19 protein-coding genes and 2 pseudogenes are annotated in these 19039 nt (G+C 63.6%); 9 read left to right on the top strand and 12 right to left on the bottom strand.

Annotated features, from left to right (window positions below; translation table 11 throughout):
- Positions 1-230 precede the first annotated feature (230 nt).
- Entirely contained in the window at positions 231-1487 is a 1257-nt protein-coding gene (locus MKK51_RS17805) for a tyrosine-type recombinase/integrase (RefSeq protein ID WP_243979145.1), read from the top strand.
- Here the strand turns inward: MKK51_RS17805 and MKK51_RS17800 are convergent.
- On the bottom strand, positions 1453-1737 hold the full coding sequence (locus MKK51_RS17800) for an AlpA family transcriptional regulator (protein WP_151689128.1): 285 nt from the start codon (positions 1735-1737) through the stop codon (positions 1453-1455). The genes MKK51_RS17805 and MKK51_RS17800 overlap by 35 nt on opposite strands.
- Before the next feature lie 533 nt (positions 1738-2270).
- The gene (locus MKK51_RS17795) at positions 2271-3131 is read right to left on the bottom strand and encodes a GNAT family N-acetyltransferase (RefSeq protein ID WP_243979144.1); all 861 of its coding nucleotides are present in this window, start codon (positions 3129-3131) and stop codon (positions 2271-2273) included.
- Between the two features lie 130 nt (positions 3132-3261).
- Between MKK51_RS17795 and MKK51_RS17790 the strand changes: the two are divergent.
- Positions 3262-3522: pseudogene (locus MKK51_RS17790) on the top strand (transposase); the annotation flags it as partial.
- Between the two features lie 16 nt (positions 3523-3538).
- On the opposite strand, the gene MKK51_RS17785 reads toward MKK51_RS17790, so the two are convergent.
- Positions 3539-4561: a zinc-dependent alcohol dehydrogenase family protein gene (locus tag MKK51_RS17785; RefSeq protein ID WP_243979143.1), complete on the bottom strand. Its 1023-nt coding sequence runs from the start codon at positions 4559-4561 to the stop codon at positions 3539-3541.
- A gap of 119 nt (positions 4562-4680) precedes the next feature.
- Here MKK51_RS17785 and MKK51_RS17780 point away from each other — a divergent pair, with 119 nt between their 5' ends.
- A complete protein-coding gene (locus MKK51_RS17780) occupies positions 4681-5577 on the top strand; it encodes a LysR family transcriptional regulator (RefSeq protein ID WP_243979142.1) in 897 nt (298 codons plus the stop codon).
- A gap of 138 nt (positions 5578-5715) precedes the next feature.
- Here the strand turns inward: MKK51_RS17780 and MKK51_RS17775 are convergent, their stop codons facing one another.
- Positions 5716-6189 (bottom strand): AtaL-like protein, encoded by a 474-nt coding sequence (locus MKK51_RS17775; RefSeq protein ID WP_243979141.1) that lies wholly within the window; start codon positions 6187-6189, stop codon positions 5716-5718.
- A gap of 39 nt (positions 6190-6228) precedes the next feature.
- Positions 6229-7092: an SDR family oxidoreductase gene (locus tag MKK51_RS17770; protein ID WP_243979140.1), complete on the bottom strand. Its 864-nt coding sequence runs from the start codon at positions 7090-7092 to the stop codon at positions 6229-6231.
- Positions 7093-7199: 107 nt separating this feature from the next.
- On the opposite strand from MKK51_RS17770, the gene MKK51_RS17765 reads away from it, so the two are divergent.
- Complete coding sequence (locus tag MKK51_RS17765; RefSeq protein WP_243979139.1) at positions 7200-8090, top strand: LysR family transcriptional regulator; 891 nt, start codon at positions 7200-7202, stop codon at positions 8088-8090.
- A 117-nt stretch (positions 8091-8207) separates the two neighbouring features.
- Here MKK51_RS17765 and MKK51_RS27595 read toward each other — a convergent pair.
- From MKK51_RS27595 to MKK51_RS17755, 3 genes and pseudogenes are all read right to left on the bottom strand, one after another.
- Positions 8208-8732, bottom strand: a pseudogene (locus tag MKK51_RS27595) (glutathione S-transferase family protein); the annotation flags it as partial.
- A complete protein-coding gene (locus tag MKK51_RS17760) occupies positions 8729-9646 on the bottom strand; it encodes an alpha/beta hydrolase (protein ID WP_243979138.1) in 918 nt (305 codons plus the stop codon). The gene MKK51_RS17760 and the pseudogene MKK51_RS27595, both read right to left, overlap by 4 nt.
- An 84-nt stretch (positions 9647-9730) precedes the next feature.
- Positions 9731-10387: an NAD(P)-dependent oxidoreductase gene (locus MKK51_RS17755; RefSeq protein ID WP_243979137.1), complete on the bottom strand. Its 657-nt coding sequence runs from the start codon at positions 10385-10387 to the stop codon at positions 9731-9733.
- 557 nt (positions 10388-10944) lie between these two features.
- Between MKK51_RS17755 and MKK51_RS17750 the strand changes: the two genes are divergently transcribed.
- Together MKK51_RS17750 and MKK51_RS17745 are read left to right on the top strand one after the other, a co-directional pair.
- Complete coding sequence (locus MKK51_RS17750; RefSeq protein ID WP_243979136.1) at positions 10945-11409, top strand: DUF1348 family protein; 465 nt, start codon at positions 10945-10947, stop codon at positions 11407-11409.
- Entirely contained in the window at positions 11406-11996 is a 591-nt protein-coding gene (locus MKK51_RS17745) for a TetR/AcrR family transcriptional regulator (protein ID WP_279601203.1), read from the top strand. Before MKK51_RS17750 ends, MKK51_RS17745 begins: the two co-directional genes overlap by 4 nt.
- Before the next feature lie 626 nt (positions 11997-12622).
- On the opposite strand, the gene MKK51_RS17740 is transcribed toward MKK51_RS17745, so the two are convergent.
- The 4 genes from MKK51_RS17740 to MKK51_RS17725 form a co-directional block, all read right to left on the bottom strand.
- A complete protein-coding gene (locus tag MKK51_RS17740; protein WP_243979134.1) occupies positions 12623-13657 on the bottom strand; it encodes an Atu2307/SP_0267 family LLM class monooxygenase in 1035 nt (344 codons plus the stop codon).
- A gap of 25 nt (positions 13658-13682) precedes the next feature.
- On the bottom strand, positions 13683-14423 hold the full coding sequence (locus tag MKK51_RS17735; protein ID WP_243979133.1) for an SDR family oxidoreductase: 741 nt from the start codon (positions 14421-14423) through the stop codon (positions 13683-13685).
- Between the two features lie 65 nt (positions 14424-14488).
- Positions 14489-15361 (bottom strand): nuclear transport factor 2 family protein, encoded by an 873-nt coding sequence (locus MKK51_RS17730; protein WP_243979132.1) that lies wholly within the window; start codon positions 15359-15361, stop codon positions 14489-14491.
- A gap of 88 nt (positions 15362-15449) precedes the next feature.
- Positions 15450-16469, bottom strand: coding sequence for an NADP-dependent oxidoreductase (locus MKK51_RS17725; protein WP_243979131.1), 1020 nt, complete (start codon positions 16467-16469; stop codon positions 15450-15452).
- A gap of 107 nt (positions 16470-16576) precedes the next feature.
- On the opposite strand from MKK51_RS17725, the gene MKK51_RS17720 reads away from it, so the two are divergent.
- The 3 genes from MKK51_RS17720 (at position 16577) to MKK51_RS17710 (ending at position 19005) form a co-directional block, all read left to right on the top strand.
- Positions 16577-17191, top strand: coding sequence for a TetR/AcrR family transcriptional regulator (locus tag MKK51_RS17720; protein WP_243979130.1), 615 nt, complete (start codon positions 16577-16579; stop codon positions 17189-17191).
- 137 nt (positions 17192-17328) lie between these two features.
- Positions 17329-18090 (top strand): SDR family NAD(P)-dependent oxidoreductase, encoded by a 762-nt coding sequence (locus tag MKK51_RS17715; RefSeq protein WP_243979129.1) that lies wholly within the window; start codon positions 17329-17331, stop codon positions 18088-18090.
- Positions 18091-18102: 12 nt separating this feature from the next.
- Positions 18103-19005: a DMT family transporter gene (locus MKK51_RS17710; protein WP_243979128.1), complete on the top strand. Its 903-nt coding sequence runs from the start codon at positions 18103-18105 to the stop codon at positions 19003-19005.
- Positions 19006-19039: the final 34 nt, after the last annotated feature.

Genomic DNA, 19039 nt, shown 5'->3' with positions numbered 1-19039 from the left:
ATAAATCCATCCTTTGCCTATTGATATCTATCGGTGGGCATAGATAGCGTTCGGCGGCCTCTCTGACGGGCCTCGCCCCCATTGATCAACCGGAAAAACGAAAGTACCGTCAGGTCAAATCAGGCCAATGACGGTACTTTTTTCGAAATAACGCACTGATATAAAAGCACTTTCGACGCCATCGGCCTGCAAAAACCGCGTGACGGTACTTTTCCGCGAGGAAGCCCGAAATGTTGACCGATGCAGCACTCAAGTCTTTGAAACCAAAAGCCAAAATGTACAAGGTTTCCGATCATGACGGCATGTATGTGCGCGTCGCGCCGTCGGGCGCCATCTCATTCAGGCTCGACTATCGGCTGAACGGCAGGCGGGAGACCGTCTATCTCGGCAGATATGCCCGTGACGGAATATCGCTCGCCAAGGCTCGCGAGCTATGCATCGACGCGCGGCGCGCAATCACCGATGGGCGGTCACCCGCCATCGAGAAGCAGCGCGAGAAGCGCCGGATCAAGGAAGCAAAGAGTTTTGGCCAGTTCGGCGAGAAGTGGCTGACCAACGCGACCATGGCCGACAGCACACGCGCGATGCGTCGCTCCATCTTCGAACGCGAACTCATGCCCGTCTGGCGAAATCGTCTCCTGACGGAGATCACACCGGATGATCTACGCACTCACTGCGGCAAGATCGTCGAACGGGGTGCGCCTGCAACTGCTATCCATGTGCGGGATATCCTGAAGCAGATCTACGGCTTTGCCATTCTGCACGGCGAGAAGGTCGCCAATCCGGCTGATGACGTCGGTCCAGCCTCGATCGCTACCTTTACGCCGAAGGACCGCGCGCTTTCGCCGGCAGAGATCCGCATCATGTTCAAGCAGCTCGAGCATGTTGCGACGTTGCCAACGATCCGCCTCGGTATGAAGCTCTACCTGCTCACCATGGTCCGGAAGAGCGAGTTGCAGGATGCAGTTTGGGACGAGATCGATTTCGACAACGCCGTCTGGACCATCCCGAAGGAGCGCATGAAGCGATCGAAACCGCACAACGTCTACCTGTGCCGACAGACGTTAGACATCATGATCGCGCTTAAGACTTGCTCCGGCAACTCCCGATATCTTTTGCCGTCCCGGTACGACGCGGATGCGCCAATGTCTCGCGCGACCTTCAATCGGATCACCTACGCTGTCGTCGAGCGAGCCAAGAAGGAGGGGCTGCCGTTGGAGCCATTCACGGTCCATGATCTGCGGCGTACGGGCTCGACGCTACTTAATGAGCTGGGCTTTAACAGCGACTGGATCGAGAAGTGCCTGGCGCACGAGGACGGGCGTTCGTCGCGCGGCGTCTATAACAAGGCCGAGTATGAGGCGCAGCGTCGGCATATGATGCAGCAGTGGGCGGATACCGTTGACGCCTGGATCGACGGCCGGAAGTATGCCCCCACGCTTTTGCCGCAAGCTATGCCCTTGATGGAGCTTGATCCCGCCCTTTGACGGGGCGGGTTTTACGCTTGGTGACATCGGGGTGTTGGGCGCGCCGGATCGGCGCAGCCCGCCGGGCCATCAGCCAAGCCTCGACCTCGGCCAGGTCCCAGACGATACAACGTGGCGAGAGCGCAAACCGGCGGGGAAACTCGCCACGCTGCTCCATTTCATAAATAGTGCTGTCAGCCATCGGCACCATCTCGCGCAGCTGCTGCCGCCGGATTGTTCTCCGAATTTGTGTGGTTTCGATCTTTGCCATGCTCAATCTCCTGCGTTGTTAGGGCGATTGAGAATGATAGATGCTGATACTGGAAGCCCCTTCGAAACGCCGTGCGGTGTTTTCGGGCTATAGCGTACACATGGGCGGGTTCTTCCTGACTGCTAGGTGCAGCACAGGGGCGAACAGGCGCTATTGGACAAGCTCGAAACGCGAGGGGCCCGCTACGAGGGGACGCATTCAGTAGACGCGACTCCCTTCAAAAAGTGGTTTGTCTAACAAGCGACCGGTTATCGCGACAAGCCGTTTCTCTAAATAACTCAGGTCCTTAAGGTGCTCGCAAAGTAGTGATTGCCAACCGCTGAATTTGGCTAGGTGCAGAATAGGTGCGCCGTCAACGAGTAGGCGCGGCGGGATTGAGCGCTGCACAGGGAAGCCACGTTGAGCCCGCTCCGACGTCGTGCTCGTATCGGTAATCTTGGGTGGAAAACGGAACGGCAGATATCGGGCGAAGGGTGGCGAAGCTGCCGCTCCCGCAAAGGATGGTGTTTTGGGAACGGTATGATGGCGGCCAGTTAGCTCTCTCGTTTGAGGTTGGGGCGGACATAGAGCCGTTCGAATCCGGCCCGCGACATGTTCCGGAACGATGGAAACTCCGCTTCTTGTCCTTCGCCAGGCTGTCCTGTTTCGCTGGATTCCACGCGAGCACCCATTTCGGTAGCGGCCGCAATCCGACGGTGGAGAAGGCTGCGTTGTACGCCTTGGCTGCGAAAGGCTGGGAGTGTGCCGGCGATGCCAAGCCAAGCGGCATCGTCACGAACGTACATGGTGCCGCCGCCAGCAACGGCTCCGTCTACGATTGCGAGGAAGCAATGCCACGACGGCCGGTCAACGAGTGCGGCGAACCAGGCGGCACACGGGGCCGGCAGACCAAAACCTCCGGCCACCGCGCTGCCGAACGAAGCGGCCGATGCGGCATCCACCCGTGCGATCTCGATCGTTCCACGCAGGGGTTCGGATGCTCCATCCGTTCTGGCGAACTTGGCCCAGCCGGTTCCCGTCGCGGTCAACGACACTTGGGCAATGAAGGCTTGCACCACGTCAGCCGTCACGAAGGGCGCGACCTGCAAAGCCCAGCCGGTAGCGTTCGAATCCAGCCAAGCCACCGCCTCGTCCAGATCGTCGCGCGACAGCTCGCCTTCAATCCCGACTGCCATGGCACGGTTCAGCTCGGTAATGGGGATAGCCCGACAACCCAACAGCCCCATACCCGCTACCATTGTGCTGGCCAAACCGAGACTCTCTCGTACATGATCGGGTGCCGCAGCGAATAGGTCGAGCCAAGCATCGCGCTCGATCAGTTCTGCACTACGTTCGATTGCTCCCATTTCACCATGATTGGCGCCTGTGACCAGCGCGACGTGTTGGTTCTGCATCTGATCTCCAAGTGCGAATTGCATTCCTGTCTCTCTTTGTAAGGCGCCCGGCAGATTGCAGAATAACGTCAGAATCTCAGTACGCTCGTCGATGCGGTGGATCGAGCGTTATACAAGCTGATCGATCTGCCTTCCCGCCGATCGCGGCTATGACGCCGACTGGTTCAGGGACGCTCTGGAGGAGAAAGGGATCAAGCCCTGCATACCGGGCCGAAAATCGCGCAAGGAGCCCATCAAATACGATAAGCGTCGCTACAAGCGTCGCAACCGCATCGAGATCATGTTCGGCCGCCTGAAGGACTGGCGCCGCGTCGCCACCCGCTACGACCGCTGCCCCACCACTTTCTTCTCCGCCATCGCGCTCGCCGCCACCGTCATCTTCTGGCTCTGATCAGTGAGTCCTGACCCTAGGCTGCCACAGTGATGACGACCTTGCCGAATGGGCCCCGGTCGAGATGGTCCAGCGCGGCCGGTAGCTCGGACAGCGGATAGCATGAGTCTATGACGGGTTTGATCCCGGTGCGGTCTACGGCCCTGACGAGCCGTTCCAGAGCGCTGCGGCTGCCGGTGCCGATACCGTGAATGGTCACATCCTTCAGCATCAACGGCATCGCCGGCGCGGTAAAATTGAAGCCATCGAGCGCACCGATCTGACAGACCTTGCCACCGACTGCCGTCAGTTCAACCGACTGGCCGAGATGCGCACCACCGATCACCTCCAGAACCACGTCAGCACCGCGATCGCCGGTCACCTGGTAGACCTGCTCCATCCAGTCGTCGCGTCCCGCGTCGATAAACTGGTCGGCGCCGAGCTGCCGCGCTCGCTCCTCATTCTCTGCCCGGCCACAAACGATCACCTCGGCACCGTGCGCCTTCGCGATCTGCAACCCGAACAGGGCAACGCCCCCGGTGCTCGGGATCAGCACGGTATCGCCCGCGCGGACGCCAGCGCGCTCAACCAGCCCGAACCAGGCGGTGAGACCCGCTATCGGTAAAGTGCAGGCCTGTCGGTCGTCCAGTGACGCAGGTGCCAGGACAAGCCAGTCCTCCGACATAACAAGGTATTCGGCGAGCACGCCGGGATAATGTCCACCGAGCGTCCTGTATGCCGGCGTGCGGGCTGTGCCGGGGCGGAGCCCGTCGATCCAGTCCGGTGTGGCGGTCGAGATCACGCGATCCCCTCTGGCGAAACGCGAGGATTCCTCGCCTAACTCAACGATTTCGCCCGCGAGATCGGAGCCAGGCGTGAACGGGAAGCGGAGCGGCAGACCGCGGCCTGACTCGATCACCATCTTGTCGCGATAGTTGAGTCCCACGGCCGCAACGCGGACAAGGACCTCTCGCGGACCGGGCACCGGCACCGGCACATCGCGCAGCCTCAGATGCTCACGCCCGATCGCATCGATTTCCCACCGTCGCATCGTCGTCATCCTGGATCTCCTCTTTTGTCTCGGCGACCCCACGCCGCGCTCACAGAAGATGGTGCATCGGATTGTAGATAAATATGGGCTATTATCGGCATGATTCATTGCGCGCAGGGTGCACAATCATGACGCCGAGCGAGTTCGCTGAGTTGAAAGCATTTCTTCTGGTTGCCGATGAGCGGAGCTTTCGTCGTGCGGCCAAACGCCTTGGAGTATCGCCCTCCGCGCTCAGCAGGATGATCCGCTCGTTGGAGGAGCGCCTGGGTGCACGACTTCTGAACCGGACGACGCGTAGCGTGGCGCCGACCGAGGCGGGACAAACGCTGTACGACCGTGTGGCACCAACCATGCAGGAGATGATCGCCGCCCTGCGCGACGTGAGCGGTGAAGCCAATGTTCCGAGGGGCACTGTCCGCATTAACCTGCCGAGCGTAGCAGCGCACCTGGTGATTGGCCCCAAGCTCGGTGCGTTCGCCGCGGCCTATCCAGCGATCCGGCTCGACCTTGTCGTGGACAACGAGATGGTCGACGTGGTGGCCACAGGGTTCGATGCCGGCGTCCGCACCGGTGATCAGGTCAGCCGCGACATGATCGCGGTGAGGCTCTCGACAGACTTGCGGATCGTGGTTGTTGGCTCGCCGGAATATTTCGCCAATCATCCGCCGCCCAGTACTCCAGGAGAGCTGACGAACCATCGTTGCCTCACCTACAAATGGGCGAAGACCGGCGTGTTGATGCCATGGCAGTTCGATGGAGAGAATGGCCGGACGACCGTAGCCGTCAACAGCCTGTTGACGGCAAATGATACCGACCTGCTCCTGTCCGCCGCATTGCAGGGGATGGGACTAGCTTATCTGGCCGAGACGCCTACGCTGCCGCACCTTGCCTCCGGCGCACTGGAGAGTGTGCTGGACGAGTGGTGCAGGCCCGTTCCAGGCTTTCACATCTATTATTCCAGCAGGACACGCATGCCTGCCGCGGTTCGGGCTTTTGTCGACTTCATGCGACTGCGCGATGACTGAAAACAGAAGCGCGGCCAAACGGCGCGATAGTCCCACTTCCCAATAGTTGGCGAACGGGTTTGATCGGCAACAGTGCCTCCAAAAAGCCGAGGACGGCGGAACTACCCGCCGGATGGCTCCGCCGTCGCTTCCTGATGCTCAGAGGCTGCCGTCAGCCAGCAACTCACGGGTGCGCTTCAGGGTCGACAGGAGCGCGGCCTTGTAGCCCTTGTCGCTGTCGAACTGTGCCTGCTCGGCCTGCTCCTCGGGACCGCCCGGCTGTTTGTCGCGCAGGCCGAGATAGCAGTAGAAGCGGAGCTGGAGTTCGCCCGCTTCGTCCTCGAACAATTCGTTGACGACGGCGCCCTCGCGCGGGCCGGTGGCCTGGAAAAAGGTCACCTTGGCTTGCGGCTCGAGCGTGATGATCTCACGCAAGTCCTGGCCGGCGATCGTCGCCTCGCGCACGAAGTGGGTCGCGCTCTCCTCGGTAACGTCGCACCGGGTGCACAGGCCCGGCGGCAGGAACAGGCGGGCGTCGCGCGCCTTCTTCTCCAGCCCCTTCCAGGCCTGTTCACGGGTGAGCCGGGTCTCTCCGGCGAGGTTCACGGGAACGGTGGCGGTCGAGTAGATCATGGTTCGTCTCCTGGATGGGATGGGGTTCGGGTCGCGGGCTCAGCCGACGATCTCCGCCACGAAGTCGCGATAGGTGCGCAAGGGGCGGCCGAGCAGCGTGGTCAGGCGCTCGACGTCGCCGGCCTCCGGCACCATGCCGTCGCTGACGAAGCGCTCGCCCATCAGCCGCATGTCGAACGCCATCCAGCTTGGCATGAACTGGCGCAGGTTCTGCTCGAACGCGGCGACATCATCGCCCGGATAGGCGATCGGACGGCCGAGCACGTCGCTCCAGATCGCGGCCGCATCCGCGCCGGTCAGCGTATCGGGGCCGACCAGGTTGATCCGCTCGGACGGCAGCGGCTCGGCCGAGGCTTCGCGGCGGACAAGCTCGATCGCGGCGATCTCCCCGATGTCGCGCGCATCGATCATGGCGACGCCCTTGGCGCCGATCGGCATTGGATAGATGCCATAACCGGTGATCGCGTCCTTGATCGTGTGCTCATTGTCCATGAAGTAGGCGGGGCGCAGCACGGTTGCCTCGAAGCCCATCGCCTCGATCATCCGCTCGACGCCGAACTTGCCGGCGAAGTGCGGCACGTTCACGTAGACGTCGCTGTGGATCACCGAGAGATAGACGACGCGGCGTACGCCGGCTTCGCGCGCGACGCCCAGCGTCAGCAGCGCCTGGGTGAACTCGTCCGGCACCACCGCATTGAGCAGGAACAGGGTGGAGACGCCGGAGAAGGCGGCACGCAGCGCATCGACGTCGAGCAGGTCGCCCTGCACGACGTGGACGCCGGCGGGCAGGGTCGCCTTGGCGGGATCGCGGACGAGGGCGCGCACGTCGGCGCCGCGCTGGACGAGTTGGTCGACGACGTTGCGGCCGACATTGCCGGTGGCGCCGGTGACGAGGATGGTCATGAGGTTCACTCCTTGATTGAGCCCGTTTGGCTGACCCACAAATGAGCGATCCACATCGCGGCGAATAGGCGCTATATCTGGACTCCCCGTCTCGCTGGTGGAACGCCATGGACCTGCTCGCGCTTGCCGACTTCACCCTTGTCGCCCGCCATGGCGGCTTCGGCCGCGCCGCGCGCGCGGCGAACCGCCCCAAGGCGACGCTGTCACGGCGTGTGGCGGAACTGGAGGCCGCGCTCGACCTGCGGCTATTCGAGCGGGGCACGCGCGACCTCAAGCTGACGGAGGAAGGCCGCGCGTTGTTCGAGCGCACCGGCATGCTGCTGACGGAACTGGAGGAGAGCGCGGCCGCGATCGCGGCAGGGGGCAGCGCGCCCAAGGGGCGCCTGCGGATCAGCGCGCCGCTGCTATTTGCACAGACGGCAATGGGAAGGCTGGCGGCGGACTTTGCGCTCAAGCATCCGGCGGTGCGGCTGGAGGTGACGACCGACGACCGGGAGGTCGACATGATCGAGGAGGGCTACGACCTGGTCATCCGGGTCAACCCCGCGCCCGATGACAACCTGGTCGGTCGCGCCTTCCTGCGCGACCGGCTGGTGGTGGTGGCGAATCCCGCGCTTGCCCGGCCGGCGGGGAAAGCGGCCGTGCCCGCGGTGGTGCGCACGACCGGCGATCGCCAGACATGGCGGATGAGGACGGAGAACGGCATCGCGGCGATCGCGGTCGATCCTGTCATGGGGCTGTCGTCGCTCATCATGGTGCGCGACGCGGTGCGCGCGGGCGTGGGCGCGGGACGGCTGCCGCTCTCCCTCGTCAGCCACGACCTGGCCGACGGCGCGCTGGTGCTGTGGGGCGAGGTGGACGCGCCCGACATCGCGCTGTGGACGCTCTACCCGACGCGTCGCCTGCTCAGCGCCCGCGTCGCCGCCTTCCTTGACCATTTGAAGCAGGCGTTCCCCAACGGAACGCCCGACGAGCTTGCCGCCTATATCGCGCGGTGACCAGCGCGACCGTGGGGCGTGCGGCTCAGGCTTCTCCCCATGCGTCCCGCACTCGCTCGATGGCAGGTCGGGCGAGAAGCCGTTCGAAGTGGCGCTGGACGTGCGGGGGAGGGTGATGTCCACCTTCGCCGCCCAACGCTCGACGTAGAAGAGAGCGGCATCTGCGATCGTGAACCGTTCGCCTGCCGCGAAGTTGTGCGTCGCCAGCGTCGTGTCGATTGTGCCGAAGCCCTGCTCGACGATCTCGCGACCACGCTGCCTGACCGCATCCGCCAACTCGTCGCGCGGTGCGAACTGTGACGGCGCGAACAGCCGTCCGTAGCCTTGTCCGTGGATCGTACCTTCGACATAGGCGAGGACTTCGACCGCACGCGCCTCGGCTTCGGCGTCGTGGGGAAGCAGCCCTGCGGCCGGAGCCTGCCGTGCAACCCAGGTCGCGATCGCGCTGAATTCGGTCAGCACCGAGCGGTCGTCGCGCACGAGTGTCGGCACCTTGCCCTTGGGATTGATCGCCAGAAACTCCGGCCTGTGCGTCGCGCCGTGGCCGACGTCGACCTCCTCCAGCTCGTAGCGCAAGCCGGCTTCTTCCAGCAGGATGTGGATGCCGATCGCGCAGGTGCCGCGTCCCCAGTAGAGCTTCACAGCGCACGCCCCTTGCTAAAGGCGGCTTCGAGAAAGGCACCGGCGCCATCGAGCGCCTCGGGCGCGGCTTTCAGCATCGCGACGTTCGACGGGAAGACGTGGACCATGCCTTTCCAGACATGCACGTCGCATGCCGCCGAGACGCCCGAAGCGGCCGCTTCGAACCGCAACGCGTCAGCGAGGAGCACCTCGTCGTCACCGACATCGATCCGCACCGGCGGCAGCGACGCCAATTTGCCATGCATGGCGTTCACGCGGGGATCGGCGGAATCGGCGCCGCGCAGATACTGATCCGCGCCTTGCTGGAGGATCGTGCGCGAAAGGATCGGGTCGACGTCGGCGCGGCTCTGCATCGTCTCGCCGGTGAGAGAGAGGTCGATCCAGGGCGAGAACATCGCCGCACCGACGGCTCTGGTGGCGGGAGCGCCCGACGCCACCAGAGCGAGCGCCAGCCCGCCCCCGGCCGAGTCTCCGGCAACCGCGACCGCATCGAAGCCGGCCGCCGCCATGCCGTCGAGCGCCTGGCGGGCATCATCGAACGCGGCCGGAAACGGATGCTCCGGCGCCAACCGGTAGTCGGCAACGAAGACGGCGCCCTTCACCCGCGCGGCGAGCTGGCTGGCGAGACCGCGATAAGCGGTCGCCGATCCCAGTACGTAGCAACCGCCATGAAGGAACAGCACGGCCCGGCCGGGCACGGCATCTGCCGGGCGGCACAGCCAGCCGGGAACGCCGCCGATCTCGGCCTGCACCCACTCCACCCCCTCGGGCGTTGGTGTCTTCTCGATCAGTGCGTCATAGGCTTCGCGACCCTCCGGTCCGACCGCCATTGCCGGCGCCAATTTCATGAACCCCCGCATCGCGACCATCGCGGCACGATCCAGAAGATGTTCGTCGTGATCGATAATGGGCATCTGTTCGCTCCTTGAAAGCATGGGAGTGCGCTGATCGGATCGGCCAAGCTCTCGGCCGCCCCGATGCCCTGGAAAAGTAGCCGCTCACCAGAAGACGAGAGGCGAACGGCCAATCCACTTCGGATCGGCGACTTCGCCGATGACGAAGCGTGCAACGTCCTCGCGCGAGATTACTCCGCCGTTGAAGCCGGACAGGTCGTCCGTCGCGCGGAGCGTGCCGCGGCCGGGCTTGTCGTTCAGGATCGCCGGCCGCACCAATGTCCAGTCGAGACCGCTGTTCCGGACGAGTGCTTCCTGCCGGTCCTTGTCGGCATAGACGTGGCGCAGCAGCAGCGGGAAGATCAGCCGGTCGAACAGGAACCCGCCATGGCCGCGGCTATCGCCGGCGCCGATGCCGGAGATGGCGACGAGGCGCGACACCCGCTCCGCCTTCATCGCGGCGATCAGCGCCCGCGTTGCGGTCGACAACAACGTCACCTCGCGGAACGGGCTGGCCGGGGTGCCAAGCGCGATGACGACCGCTTCCTGGCCTATCACGGCCGCGCGCAACGCGGCTTCGTCGCGAGCATCGCCGGTGACGAGCCTTGCGCCGGCCAAGTCCTTCGCCTTGTCGGGCGAGCGCACCAGCGCGGTCACCGCATGCCCCTGCGCCAGGGCTTGGGCGACGATGTGCCGCCCCGTGCCGCCGGTGGCGCCGAGCACCAGAATGTTGCGGCGGACGGTGTTTGCGGTGTCGATCATGGCTGCCTCCTTCGTGGTGATCCCAAGGTAGCGATCCACCCGGACCCGGTAAGCCGCAAATTCTGGACACGCTGTTCCACCTACGGAACACTGTCAGCCTGCGACCGTATCGCCGTTGATTCGCTCCGGTCGGAGGCAAAGTTGCTTGCGACGATATCTGCGGTCGCGCTTGGGCGATATTTCGATCCAGCCCCCAATTCAAAGGAAGGCTGCGGAGCCTTGCTGCGGTTTGGTAGTCAAATTAAAGACCTGTGCTCAGCGGATAAGCCGGTCATTCCGGACGGACCGTGCCGTTCAGGCTCTCAGATTCTCCGTTCTGCGGCAGCAGCTGACGCTCGACTGCAATGCGGTCTGCGCCTCGTGGGAGACTGAGGATGACCGACATGCCGCGCGAGGTGTAGGCGCCGCGCAACAAGCAGCGACAATTCCCAAAGCAGCGGAGCTGGACCGTCTGCTTCGGGAATTGCTTATCGGATTGTCGCATGGTGTTTGGGGAAGATTGACTTCGTCGCGGCGGACTTGTACCGATCGGTACATCCTAGTTTGCAGGTAGAGCCATGTCCCGACCGCCCTTGCCGCCCTTCACCCCTGAGACAGCCGCGCAGAAAGCCCGGATGGCCGAGGATGCATGGAACAGTCGTGATCCGGAGAAGGTATCGCTGGCCTACACGCCCGATAGCGTCTGGCGAAACCGGGGCGAGTTCCTCACTGGCCGGAACGCGATTGTGGGTCTTCTGACGCGTAAGTGGGCGAAGGAGCTGGACTACCGCCTGATCAAGGAGGTGTGGGCGCACGACGGCGCCCGGATCGCAGTGCGGTTCGCCTATGAATGGCGTGACGACAGCGGGAACTGGTTTCGGTCTTACGGGAATGAGAACTGGGAGTTCGATGACGCTGGGCTGATGGCCCGCCGCATTGCCTCGATCAACGATCGGCCCATTACGGAAAGCGAGCGGAAGTTCCACTGGCCGCCCGGCCGTCGCCCGGACGATCATCCCTCGCTCAGCGATCTCGACCTCTGAGCGCGACGCGCATCCTGACGGGGCGTGCCGACGCCCTGCCGGCACTGGCGGAGGCGTTCCGCGAGCATGGCTTCGAGGGCGCGAGCCTGTCCATGCTGTCGAAGGCGTCCGGCCTCGGTAAGGGGAGCCTCTACAACTTCTTTCCCGGCGGAAAGGAGGAGATGATGGAGGCGGTCCTTGCCGACATAAACCGCTGGTTCGCTACGACGATCTTCTCGCCACTGGAGCATGGACGTGATCCGGCAGCGGCAATCACGTCCATGATCGAGGACGTGACAGCATACTTCCGGTCCGGCGGCAGGATATGTCTCGTCGGTAGCATCGGCCTCAACTCCTCCGGAGGGGCGTTCAGGGATCGAGTGAAGACCTACTTTGCGCGCTGGATGTCGGCGCTGACTCACTGTCTTGAGGCGGGGGGCGTTCCGCCGTCTTTGGCCATGCAGCTCGCGGAAGAAACGGTGTCCGGGATACAGGGTGCGATCGTGTTGGCGCGAGCCTTGGGTGAGGAAGCGACCTTTCTCAGGATCGTCCGTCGCCAGCATTTGGCCTTGCTCGACGCGATCACCCGCCATGGTGATAACCTGTGAGCAGCGACGCATTTATCGAGGAAGCAGACCACCGCACTGCATCTATGCGGCTGATGTGGGGTACTGTTCTGCCCTATGCCGAACCGCGAGCGATCAAGAGGCTCGCTTCTTTCGAGGAACTTTTCCTCGCCTCGGTCGCCTGATTATCAGACGCTGAGTTGGGCCGGGGCGATCTGGATGAGTGTCCTTGTTTGGCAGATCGTATCGCAACCTGCAGAAGGTGTTCGATCGCCCCACCCCCGATAGGCCCACGAGCGGCATAACCGCTGCGGGCTCCAGGTCGTCAATCCCAGGACATGGGGCTGGGGCATGGCGCTTGCCGTCGTCGGCGTTTTTGCCGGCGACAACCCGGATACGCGCCGTTACGCTCTGCTAGCCGGCATCTTCCTCTTGTGTCTCTGCCGTGCCTTGGAATCTGGGCGGCTCTCGGGTCAACGACCGGAACCACTGTGCGATCGGGAGCGGGTATGAGAGCATTCAACCTAGCGCTGGGTGCAGCCCTTGTCGCGTCAGCATGGCTCGCTGTCTGGGAGCGCGGCTGAGTTCGCCAGTCATCTAATTCGATTAGCAAGCGGACGACCGACGACGCGGATTTACCTGACGAGGAGGGACAAGGCTTCCTGCCGTCAGGCGCGGTTGTCGCGCAGACGCGTCCTGACCTGCTTGCCTAGCATCTCAATCGAACGTCGCATCGCAACCGGCTCCAGCATGGCGGACGTCATCTGGAAGGTAAGGCGGGCGACGCCGCCGAGCGCGTCGTCCATGGCACGGATGCGCCGAAGCACCGTATCGGGATCGCCGATCAGATAGGCGCCATCCGGCGCGCATGCGGCATCAAATTGTGCCCGGGTCGGCGGCGGCCATCCGCGTTCGCCGCCGACTTTGCGGAAGGTATACTCCCAGCCCGGATAGAAGAGGTCGCGTGCCTCACGGTCGGTGTAGGCGACGAAGCCGAAGGCGTGGACGCCGACCCTCAGGACGTCGCCGGCATAGCCGGCTCGCCTCCCAGCCTCGCGATAGAGATCGACCAGCGGCCGAAAGTGGTGGAACCCACCGCCGATGATCGCGACCATCAGCGGCAGCCCGAGCATCCCGGCGCGCACGAAGCTCTCAGGTGTGCCACCCACGCCCAGCCACACCGGCAGTTTCGGCTGGTGCGGACGCGGGAACACGCCCTGACCGGCAAGGGGCGGGCGGAAGCGGCCCCGCCAACTCACATGCGTCTCGTCGCGCAGGCGTAGCAGCAGGTCGAGCTTTTCGGCGAACAGCGCGTCATAGTCTCGCATGTCGTGACCGAAGAGTGGGAACGCCTCAGTCGAGGAGCCGCGGCCGACCACCATCTCGGCGCGGCCGCCGGAGATAAGGTCAAGTGTCGCAAACTCCTGAAACACGCGGACGGGATCGGCGGCGCCGAGCACGGTGACAGCACTTGTCAAACGGATGCGCGTCGTGCGCGCCGCCGCCGCAGCGAGGATCACGGCGGGGGCGGAATCGAGATACTCCTCGCGGTGATGCTCGCCGATACCAAAGACGTCGAGCCCGGCACCGTCGGCCGTTTCGATTTCAGCGAGCAGTTCGGCCATGCGCTCCGCCGGCGGTGCCCTGCGCCCGGTCGCGAGGTTCGGTAGCAAGGCCGCGAAGCTATCGATGCCGATTTCCATCCACTCTCCTTCCGTGACCGTTCCGTCAGGCGTTGTAACCGCCGTCCGCCGTCAGGACGGACCCGGTCATGAAGCTCGCCGCCGGACTGGCCGCGAAGGCGACAACCGAGGCGATCTCGCTCGTGTCGCCGTAGCGCGCGATCGGCATCATGCTCCGGTTGGCGGCCGCGGAATCGCCGTCCGCCGGGTTCAGCTCGGTGTCGATCGGTCCCGGCTGTACCAAGTTGACCGTGATGTTCCTTGGTCCGAGTTCGCGCGCCAGGCCTCTTGTGAAACCGTGATAGGCCGACTTGGTGAGCGCATACATGGTCAGTCCCGGAAACGGGACCCGCTCGGCGAGGTTTGAGCCGATTGTGATGATCCGCCCACGATCTGACATGTGAGGGATGGCCGACTGCGTCGTGAGGACAGTTCCCCGGATGTTGACGTGGAGCAGCGTATCGATGTCTTCTAGATTCAGTTCGGCGATGAGACCGTGACGGAAAGTGCCGGCGTTGTTGACGAGGATGTCAAGCCCGCCTAGCGCCTCCACCGCAGCGTCGACCATGTGCCGCACCGCTGCGGGATCAGCGCCGTTCGCCTGGAGTGCGAAGCCGCGGCGCCCCTTCGACTCGATCTGTTGGACGATGTCCTCGGCGCGCTCGGTCGAACGCTCGTAGCTGATCGCCACATCCGCGCCGCGATCCGCCAGCGTCAGTGCGATCGCTGCACCGATGCCGCGCGAACCGCCGGTTACGAGGGCGCGCTTGCCCGTCAGTTCTGTCATGTGTCTTTCCTTACCAATGGCCGGTACGATGCACGGCACTGATGGTGGATGAGGGATGGACGGGCTCAGCCGAAAACGTCGGCGGCGGTCAGCAGGTCGGTGTATTCACGCACGGCCGCGATCCGGTCGCCGCGGACGACGAAGTGCATCAGGAAGCCGTTGCGGTAAGTTCGGCCACTGCTGGTGACGGCGTCGGAACGGACCCGCGCGACCACGCGGTCGCCTTCCTCCACCATCGTATCGGCCTGCATGCGCAGCGGTTGTTCGAGCGATGTGAACATGCGGCGCAACAGTTCGCCCAGCTCGCCCTTCGACTTGGTGCCGGCACCGGGGAACAGGTCGGGGCGGCCGTTGACCCACCATGTGGCGTCATCCGTCATGTGCGCCAGCAACGCATCGACGTCGGAACGTTCGAAACGGTCGAGGAAGTCGGCGACGATGCGCTTGTTGCCGCTGAGCAGTTCCGCGTCCAACGCCCGTAGAGCGGTCTCTGCGTCCGATCGATAGGCGTCGCCTTCCGCTCCCGTCGGCGCGGTCGGAAGGGCGAACGCCTCGGCAACGACCATCAGGTCCGTATACTCCGCCACGGCAACGATCCAGCCATCCCGGACGGTGTAGAGCATGTGATAGCGATTGCGGTATGCGCGCCCATCCTTCGTCAAAGCATGCGCGCACAGTTCGGCGGCGACCATGTCGCTTTCCGCGACCATGCCGATCACTTCCATGCGCAGGCCGCCGTCCAGTGCCCCATGCATGCGGCGGTTGATTTCGGCGAAGCGCGCCTTGTCGATGGTGCCGGTGACTGGAAACAGGTCGGGGCTGCCGTTGATCCACCAAGTCACGTCTTCCGACAGCAGTGCGAGAATGGCGTCGATATCCGATCGCTCAAAGTGGCTGTTGAACGCCGCCACCAAGCGCTTGTTGTCCTCGACGCTCATGGCGCGGGTCTCCGTGAAGGTGCAGGGACCGTGCCGCCGACATGCGGGCCGTTGCCGCACCGCAAATCGTCGCGGTGCGGCATATCGGTCAGGCGGCGCGGACGATCAGCTTCTTGCCGCTGTGCGAACCGTCGAAAAGCCTGAGGAGCGTCTCCGGCAGCTTCTCGAATCCATCGACGAACTCCTCGCCGTACTTGATCCGGCCACCGGCCACGAGCGGAGTCACCTCGGCCAGGAATTCGGGGATCTTGTCCATGACGTAAGGCGTCGCGAACGCCTTGATGCTGACGAAGCGGTAGTGGATCAGCGTGATGAGACGCGGCAGGTAGTTGGTCCCCTGAGGCAGCTCGGTGTCGCTGTAATCCGAGATCGTGCCGCAGATGGTCATCTTTGCGTCAGTGTTGAAATGTTCCATCAGGATGGGGAACATCGGGCCGCCCACGTTCTCGAAGAAGGCGTCGATGCCATTGGGCAGCGCGCGCTTAACCTGCTCCTCGACGTCGTGAGCCTTGTAGTCGATCGCCGCATCCGCGCCGAGTTCGTCGATGAGCCATGCGGTCTTTTCGGGACCACCGGCGACGCCGACCACGCGCAGGCCGCGCAGCTTAGCCAGCTGCACCACCATCGAGCCGACCGACCCCGCTGCGCCGGTGACCACCAGCGTGCCGCCCGGCTTGAAGTCGTGCACCTTCGTGAGGCCGTACCAGGCGGTGAAGCCGGGAAGTCCGAGCGGACCGAGAGCGGTGGAGAGCGGAACGGCGTTAGCGTCAAGCTTGCGCAAGTCGGAACCGTCCGACACCGCGTAATCCTGCCAGCCGGTCCATGTCTGCACGTTATCGCCCACTGCAAAGTCTGGATTGTGACTCTCCTCGACGGTGGCGATCGTCGGACCGCCCATAGGATCGCCGACATTGATGGTTGGCCATTCGGAGGAGCCGTTGCCCATCAGGTTGCGCTGATAGGGGTCGATCGAGAACAGCGTGTTGCGGAACAGCACCTCGCCGTCCTTCGGAGATGGAATCGACGATTCCACGAGCTTGAAGTCGCTCAACTTGGCCATGCCCTCGGGACGCGCGGCGAGAGTGAACTGGCGGTTAGATTTGCTCATCAGGATGTCCTTACACTCGTAACGTTCATAGCGTAACGATCATTACGAGTGTGGACATCGGCCGTCAAGCGATATAATAACGCTTGTTACGAAAAGGTGGCAAGGCAATGGGACGTACGCGTACTTTCGATGTGAACGAGGCGTTGGAAGCGGCTTTGGGTGTCTTTTGGCGGAAGGGCTACGAAGGCGCGAGCTACGCCGATCTCGTGGTTGCGACCGGCGTGGAACGTCCGGCGCTTTATTCGGCCTTCGGCAACAAAGAGACGTTGTTCCTGCGCGCGCTAGAGCGATACGCCTCCAACTACGCGAACTACGTTCCAGCAGCCATTGAGCGCTCAACCGCCAGAGACGTCGCCGAGGGCGTGTTGTTCGGCGCGGTCGAACTGAGCACCCGGTTCTCGGACCGGACCGGATGCCTCGGCGTCAATGGCGCACTCGCTGGTTCAGACGAGGCTGAGCAGGCCAGGGCGGCACTCATCGCATGGCGCGCGGATGGGGAGGCTGCGCTCCGACGCCGTTTTGAGCGAGCGCGTAGCGAGGGCGACCTCCCGGCCAACTCGGACTGTGCCACTCTCGCAGCGTACGTGCTGGCCGTCGCGCATGGCATCGCTGTTCAAGCCAAGGCGGGCTTCGCCGTGGACACGCTGATGGCGGTAGCCCGTCAGGCGCTCGAGGGCTGGCCGCGGTCTGGGAACACGTTGGTCGCAGAGCAGCGGCTTTAAACGCAAGATCGGATTCATCAGCAATTGACAGCCACCAACATCTTATCGTAACAACCGTTATGTTAACGGTCGTTACGGAAAGCTCTCTGCTCCTGGCAGAACGCGCTTGATCGTAGCGCAAACGCGAGTGATGCACGATGAGCGCGATTTTTGATGGTAAGGTCGTCCTGATTACCGGTGGCTCCCGCGGTTTGGGAGCGGCCACAGCTCAGGCGTTCGCCGATCGCGGAGCCAGCGTTGCGATTAGCTATGCTATCTCGGCGGACAAGGCAGAGGCAGTGGTTCGGCGGCTGATCGCGCGAGGCGTTCGAGCGATCGCGGTCCAAGCGGATCAGACGGATCCGGCAACCGCCAAGCCGCTTGTGGAGAGGGTGTTAGCCGAGTTCGGCAGCTTGGACATCCTCGTCAACAACGCTGGCATCGCGGTGCAGGGCAAGATGGTCGACGATCTCGATCTGGATGGAACCGCGTTCGATCGCCAGTGGCACGTCAATGTGCTGGGCTCGATCGCCAACACCCGCGCGGCGGCGCCTCACCTCAGCGATGGCGGGCGCATCATCTTCGTCGGCTCGCTGCTCGGGTCCTACGTCCCGTTCGCGGGCGTGGCGGACTATGCGGCGACGAAATGGGCGCTGGCCGGCTATGCCAAGGGCATCGCACGGGAACTCGGCCGTCGGAACATCACTGTTAACGTCGTACAGCCCGGTATCATGCCGACCGACATGGCATCAGACGTAGCAGGCGAACTTCCCGATCGTGAAGCGATCCTCGATCTGCATCCGATCCGCCGGATCGCGACGCTGGAGGAGGTTGCAGGCACCATCTGTTTCCTCGCCGGGCCGGACGCGGGGTATATCACTGGCGAGCAGGTCAACGTCGCGGGCGGTCTCGCGATCTGACGCGGAGTTATTATGCCGTTCACCGCCCGCAGATCAACAGCGAATGGCGCTACGGTGGCCTTGGCCCTCGCCATCGCCTATGCCGCGTCAGGAACAACCTTTGTCATCTTGAAGCTGGTGTCTCACCACATCCCGCCCGTCCAGTTGACGGCAACGCGGCTGCTTGGCGCTGGAACTGTACTCGCCCCGTTCGCAGTCCGGCGGGTGCGGCAAATGTCCTCTAGACCGTCTTGGAACGAAGTACGCGCCGCCGCCGTCACTGGGCTGCTATTGCTCACCATCGGCCAGACCGGACTGATCTGGGGCGTGGCGACGATGCCAATTGGCGTAGCGGCGGTGATCGGATCCTCGGCGCCGCTCTTCATTGCCCTTTTCACCTTGCTCACCCCGCACGGATCTCTTCCGCGTCGGCAGTTGGCTGGAGTGCTGTTCGGGTTAGTGGGCATCGCTGCGCTCGCGTGGTCCGCGCCGCAAGGTGAGATCTCGCTAATTGGCATCACCGCTCTGCTCGTGTCGGCTGCGGCCTGGGCCGCCGGATCACTTCATGGCCGTAGCGGCGGCGGATCATCGGACCCGCTAGTCTCAATCACGCTTCAACTTTTGATCGGCGGGGCTGCAGTTCTGCCGTTGGCTATAGCCGAGGGGGTGGTGTCAGGTCAAAGGATTGATCCGACCGGGTTGAGCGTACAGGCTCTCGGCGGCATCGCCGTCCTAATAGCGGTTGCGATCGCCGCATTCGGTTCTTTCACTTGGCTCAACAGAAACACATCGAGCACGGTAGCCAATACTTTCTCCTACGTCGCACCCATTCTGGCGCTCATCCTCGGCGCCGTGCTGTTTGGTGAGAGCCTTGGCGTACTCAAGCTTACCGCGGCGGCGATGGCGTTGATCGGCGTTGCGATGATGATCCGATGATCCTTTGCGGCTGCACCGGTTATTGCTCTCAGGA

This window comes from Methylobacterium sp. E-045, from assembly GCF_022829685.1.
In the GTDB taxonomy this organism is placed as follows: domain Bacteria; phylum Pseudomonadota; class Alphaproteobacteria; order Rhizobiales; family Beijerinckiaceae; genus Methylobacterium.
This window is presented reverse-complemented; position numbering and strand designations above follow the sequence as displayed.

Coding starts and splice junctions, on each gene's coding strand:
- MKK51_RS17805 (WP_243979145.1), top strand. CDS start 231: ATGTTGACCGATGCAGCACTCAAGTCTTTGAAACCAAAAGCCAAAATG.
- MKK51_RS17800 (WP_151689128.1), bottom strand. CDS start 1,737: ATGGCAAAGATCGAAACCACACAAATTCGGAGAACAATCCGGCGGCAG.
- MKK51_RS17795 (WP_243979144.1), bottom strand. CDS start 3,131: ATGCAGAACCAACACGTCGCGCTGGTCACAGGCGCCAATCATGGTGAA.
- MKK51_RS17785 (WP_243979143.1), bottom strand. CDS start 4,561: ATGACGACGATGCGACGGTGGGAAATCGATGCGATCGGGCGTGAGCAT.
- MKK51_RS17780 (WP_243979142.1), top strand. CDS start 4,681: ATGACGCCGAGCGAGTTCGCTGAGTTGAAAGCATTTCTTCTGGTTGCC.
- MKK51_RS17775 (WP_243979141.1), bottom strand. CDS start 6,189: ATGATCTACTCGACCGCCACCGTTCCCGTGAACCTCGCCGGAGAGACC.
- MKK51_RS17770 (WP_243979140.1), bottom strand. CDS start 7,092: ATGACCATCCTCGTCACCGGCGCCACCGGCAATGTCGGCCGCAACGTC.
- MKK51_RS17765 (WP_243979139.1), top strand. CDS start 7,200: ATGGACCTGCTCGCGCTTGCCGACTTCACCCTTGTCGCCCGCCATGGC.
- MKK51_RS17760 (WP_243979138.1), bottom strand. CDS start 9,646: ATGCCCATTATCGATCACGACGAACATCTTCTGGATCGTGCCGCGATG.
- MKK51_RS17755 (WP_243979137.1), bottom strand. CDS start 10,387: ATGATCGACACCGCAAACACCGTCCGCCGCAACATTCTGGTGCTCGGC.
- MKK51_RS17750 (WP_243979136.1), top strand. CDS start 10,945: ATGTCCCGACCGCCCTTGCCGCCCTTCACCCCTGAGACAGCCGCGCAG.
- MKK51_RS17740 (WP_243979134.1), bottom strand. CDS start 13,657: ATGGAAATCGGCATCGATAGCTTCGCGGCCTTGCTACCGAACCTCGCG.
- MKK51_RS17735 (WP_243979133.1), bottom strand. CDS start 14,423: ATGACAGAACTGACGGGCAAGCGCGCCCTCGTAACCGGCGGTTCGCGC.
- MKK51_RS17730 (WP_243979132.1), bottom strand. CDS start 15,361: ATGAGCGTCGAGGACAACAAGCGCTTGGTGGCGGCGTTCAACAGCCAC.
- MKK51_RS17725 (WP_243979131.1), bottom strand. CDS start 16,469: ATGAGCAAATCTAACCGCCAGTTCACTCTCGCCGCGCGTCCCGAGGGC.
- MKK51_RS17720 (WP_243979130.1), top strand. CDS start 16,577: ATGGGACGTACGCGTACTTTCGATGTGAACGAGGCGTTGGAAGCGGCT.
- MKK51_RS17715 (WP_243979129.1), top strand. CDS start 17,329: ATGAGCGCGATTTTTGATGGTAAGGTCGTCCTGATTACCGGTGGCTCC.
- MKK51_RS17710 (WP_243979128.1), top strand. CDS start 18,103: ATGCCGTTCACCGCCCGCAGATCAACAGCGAATGGCGCTACGGTGGCC.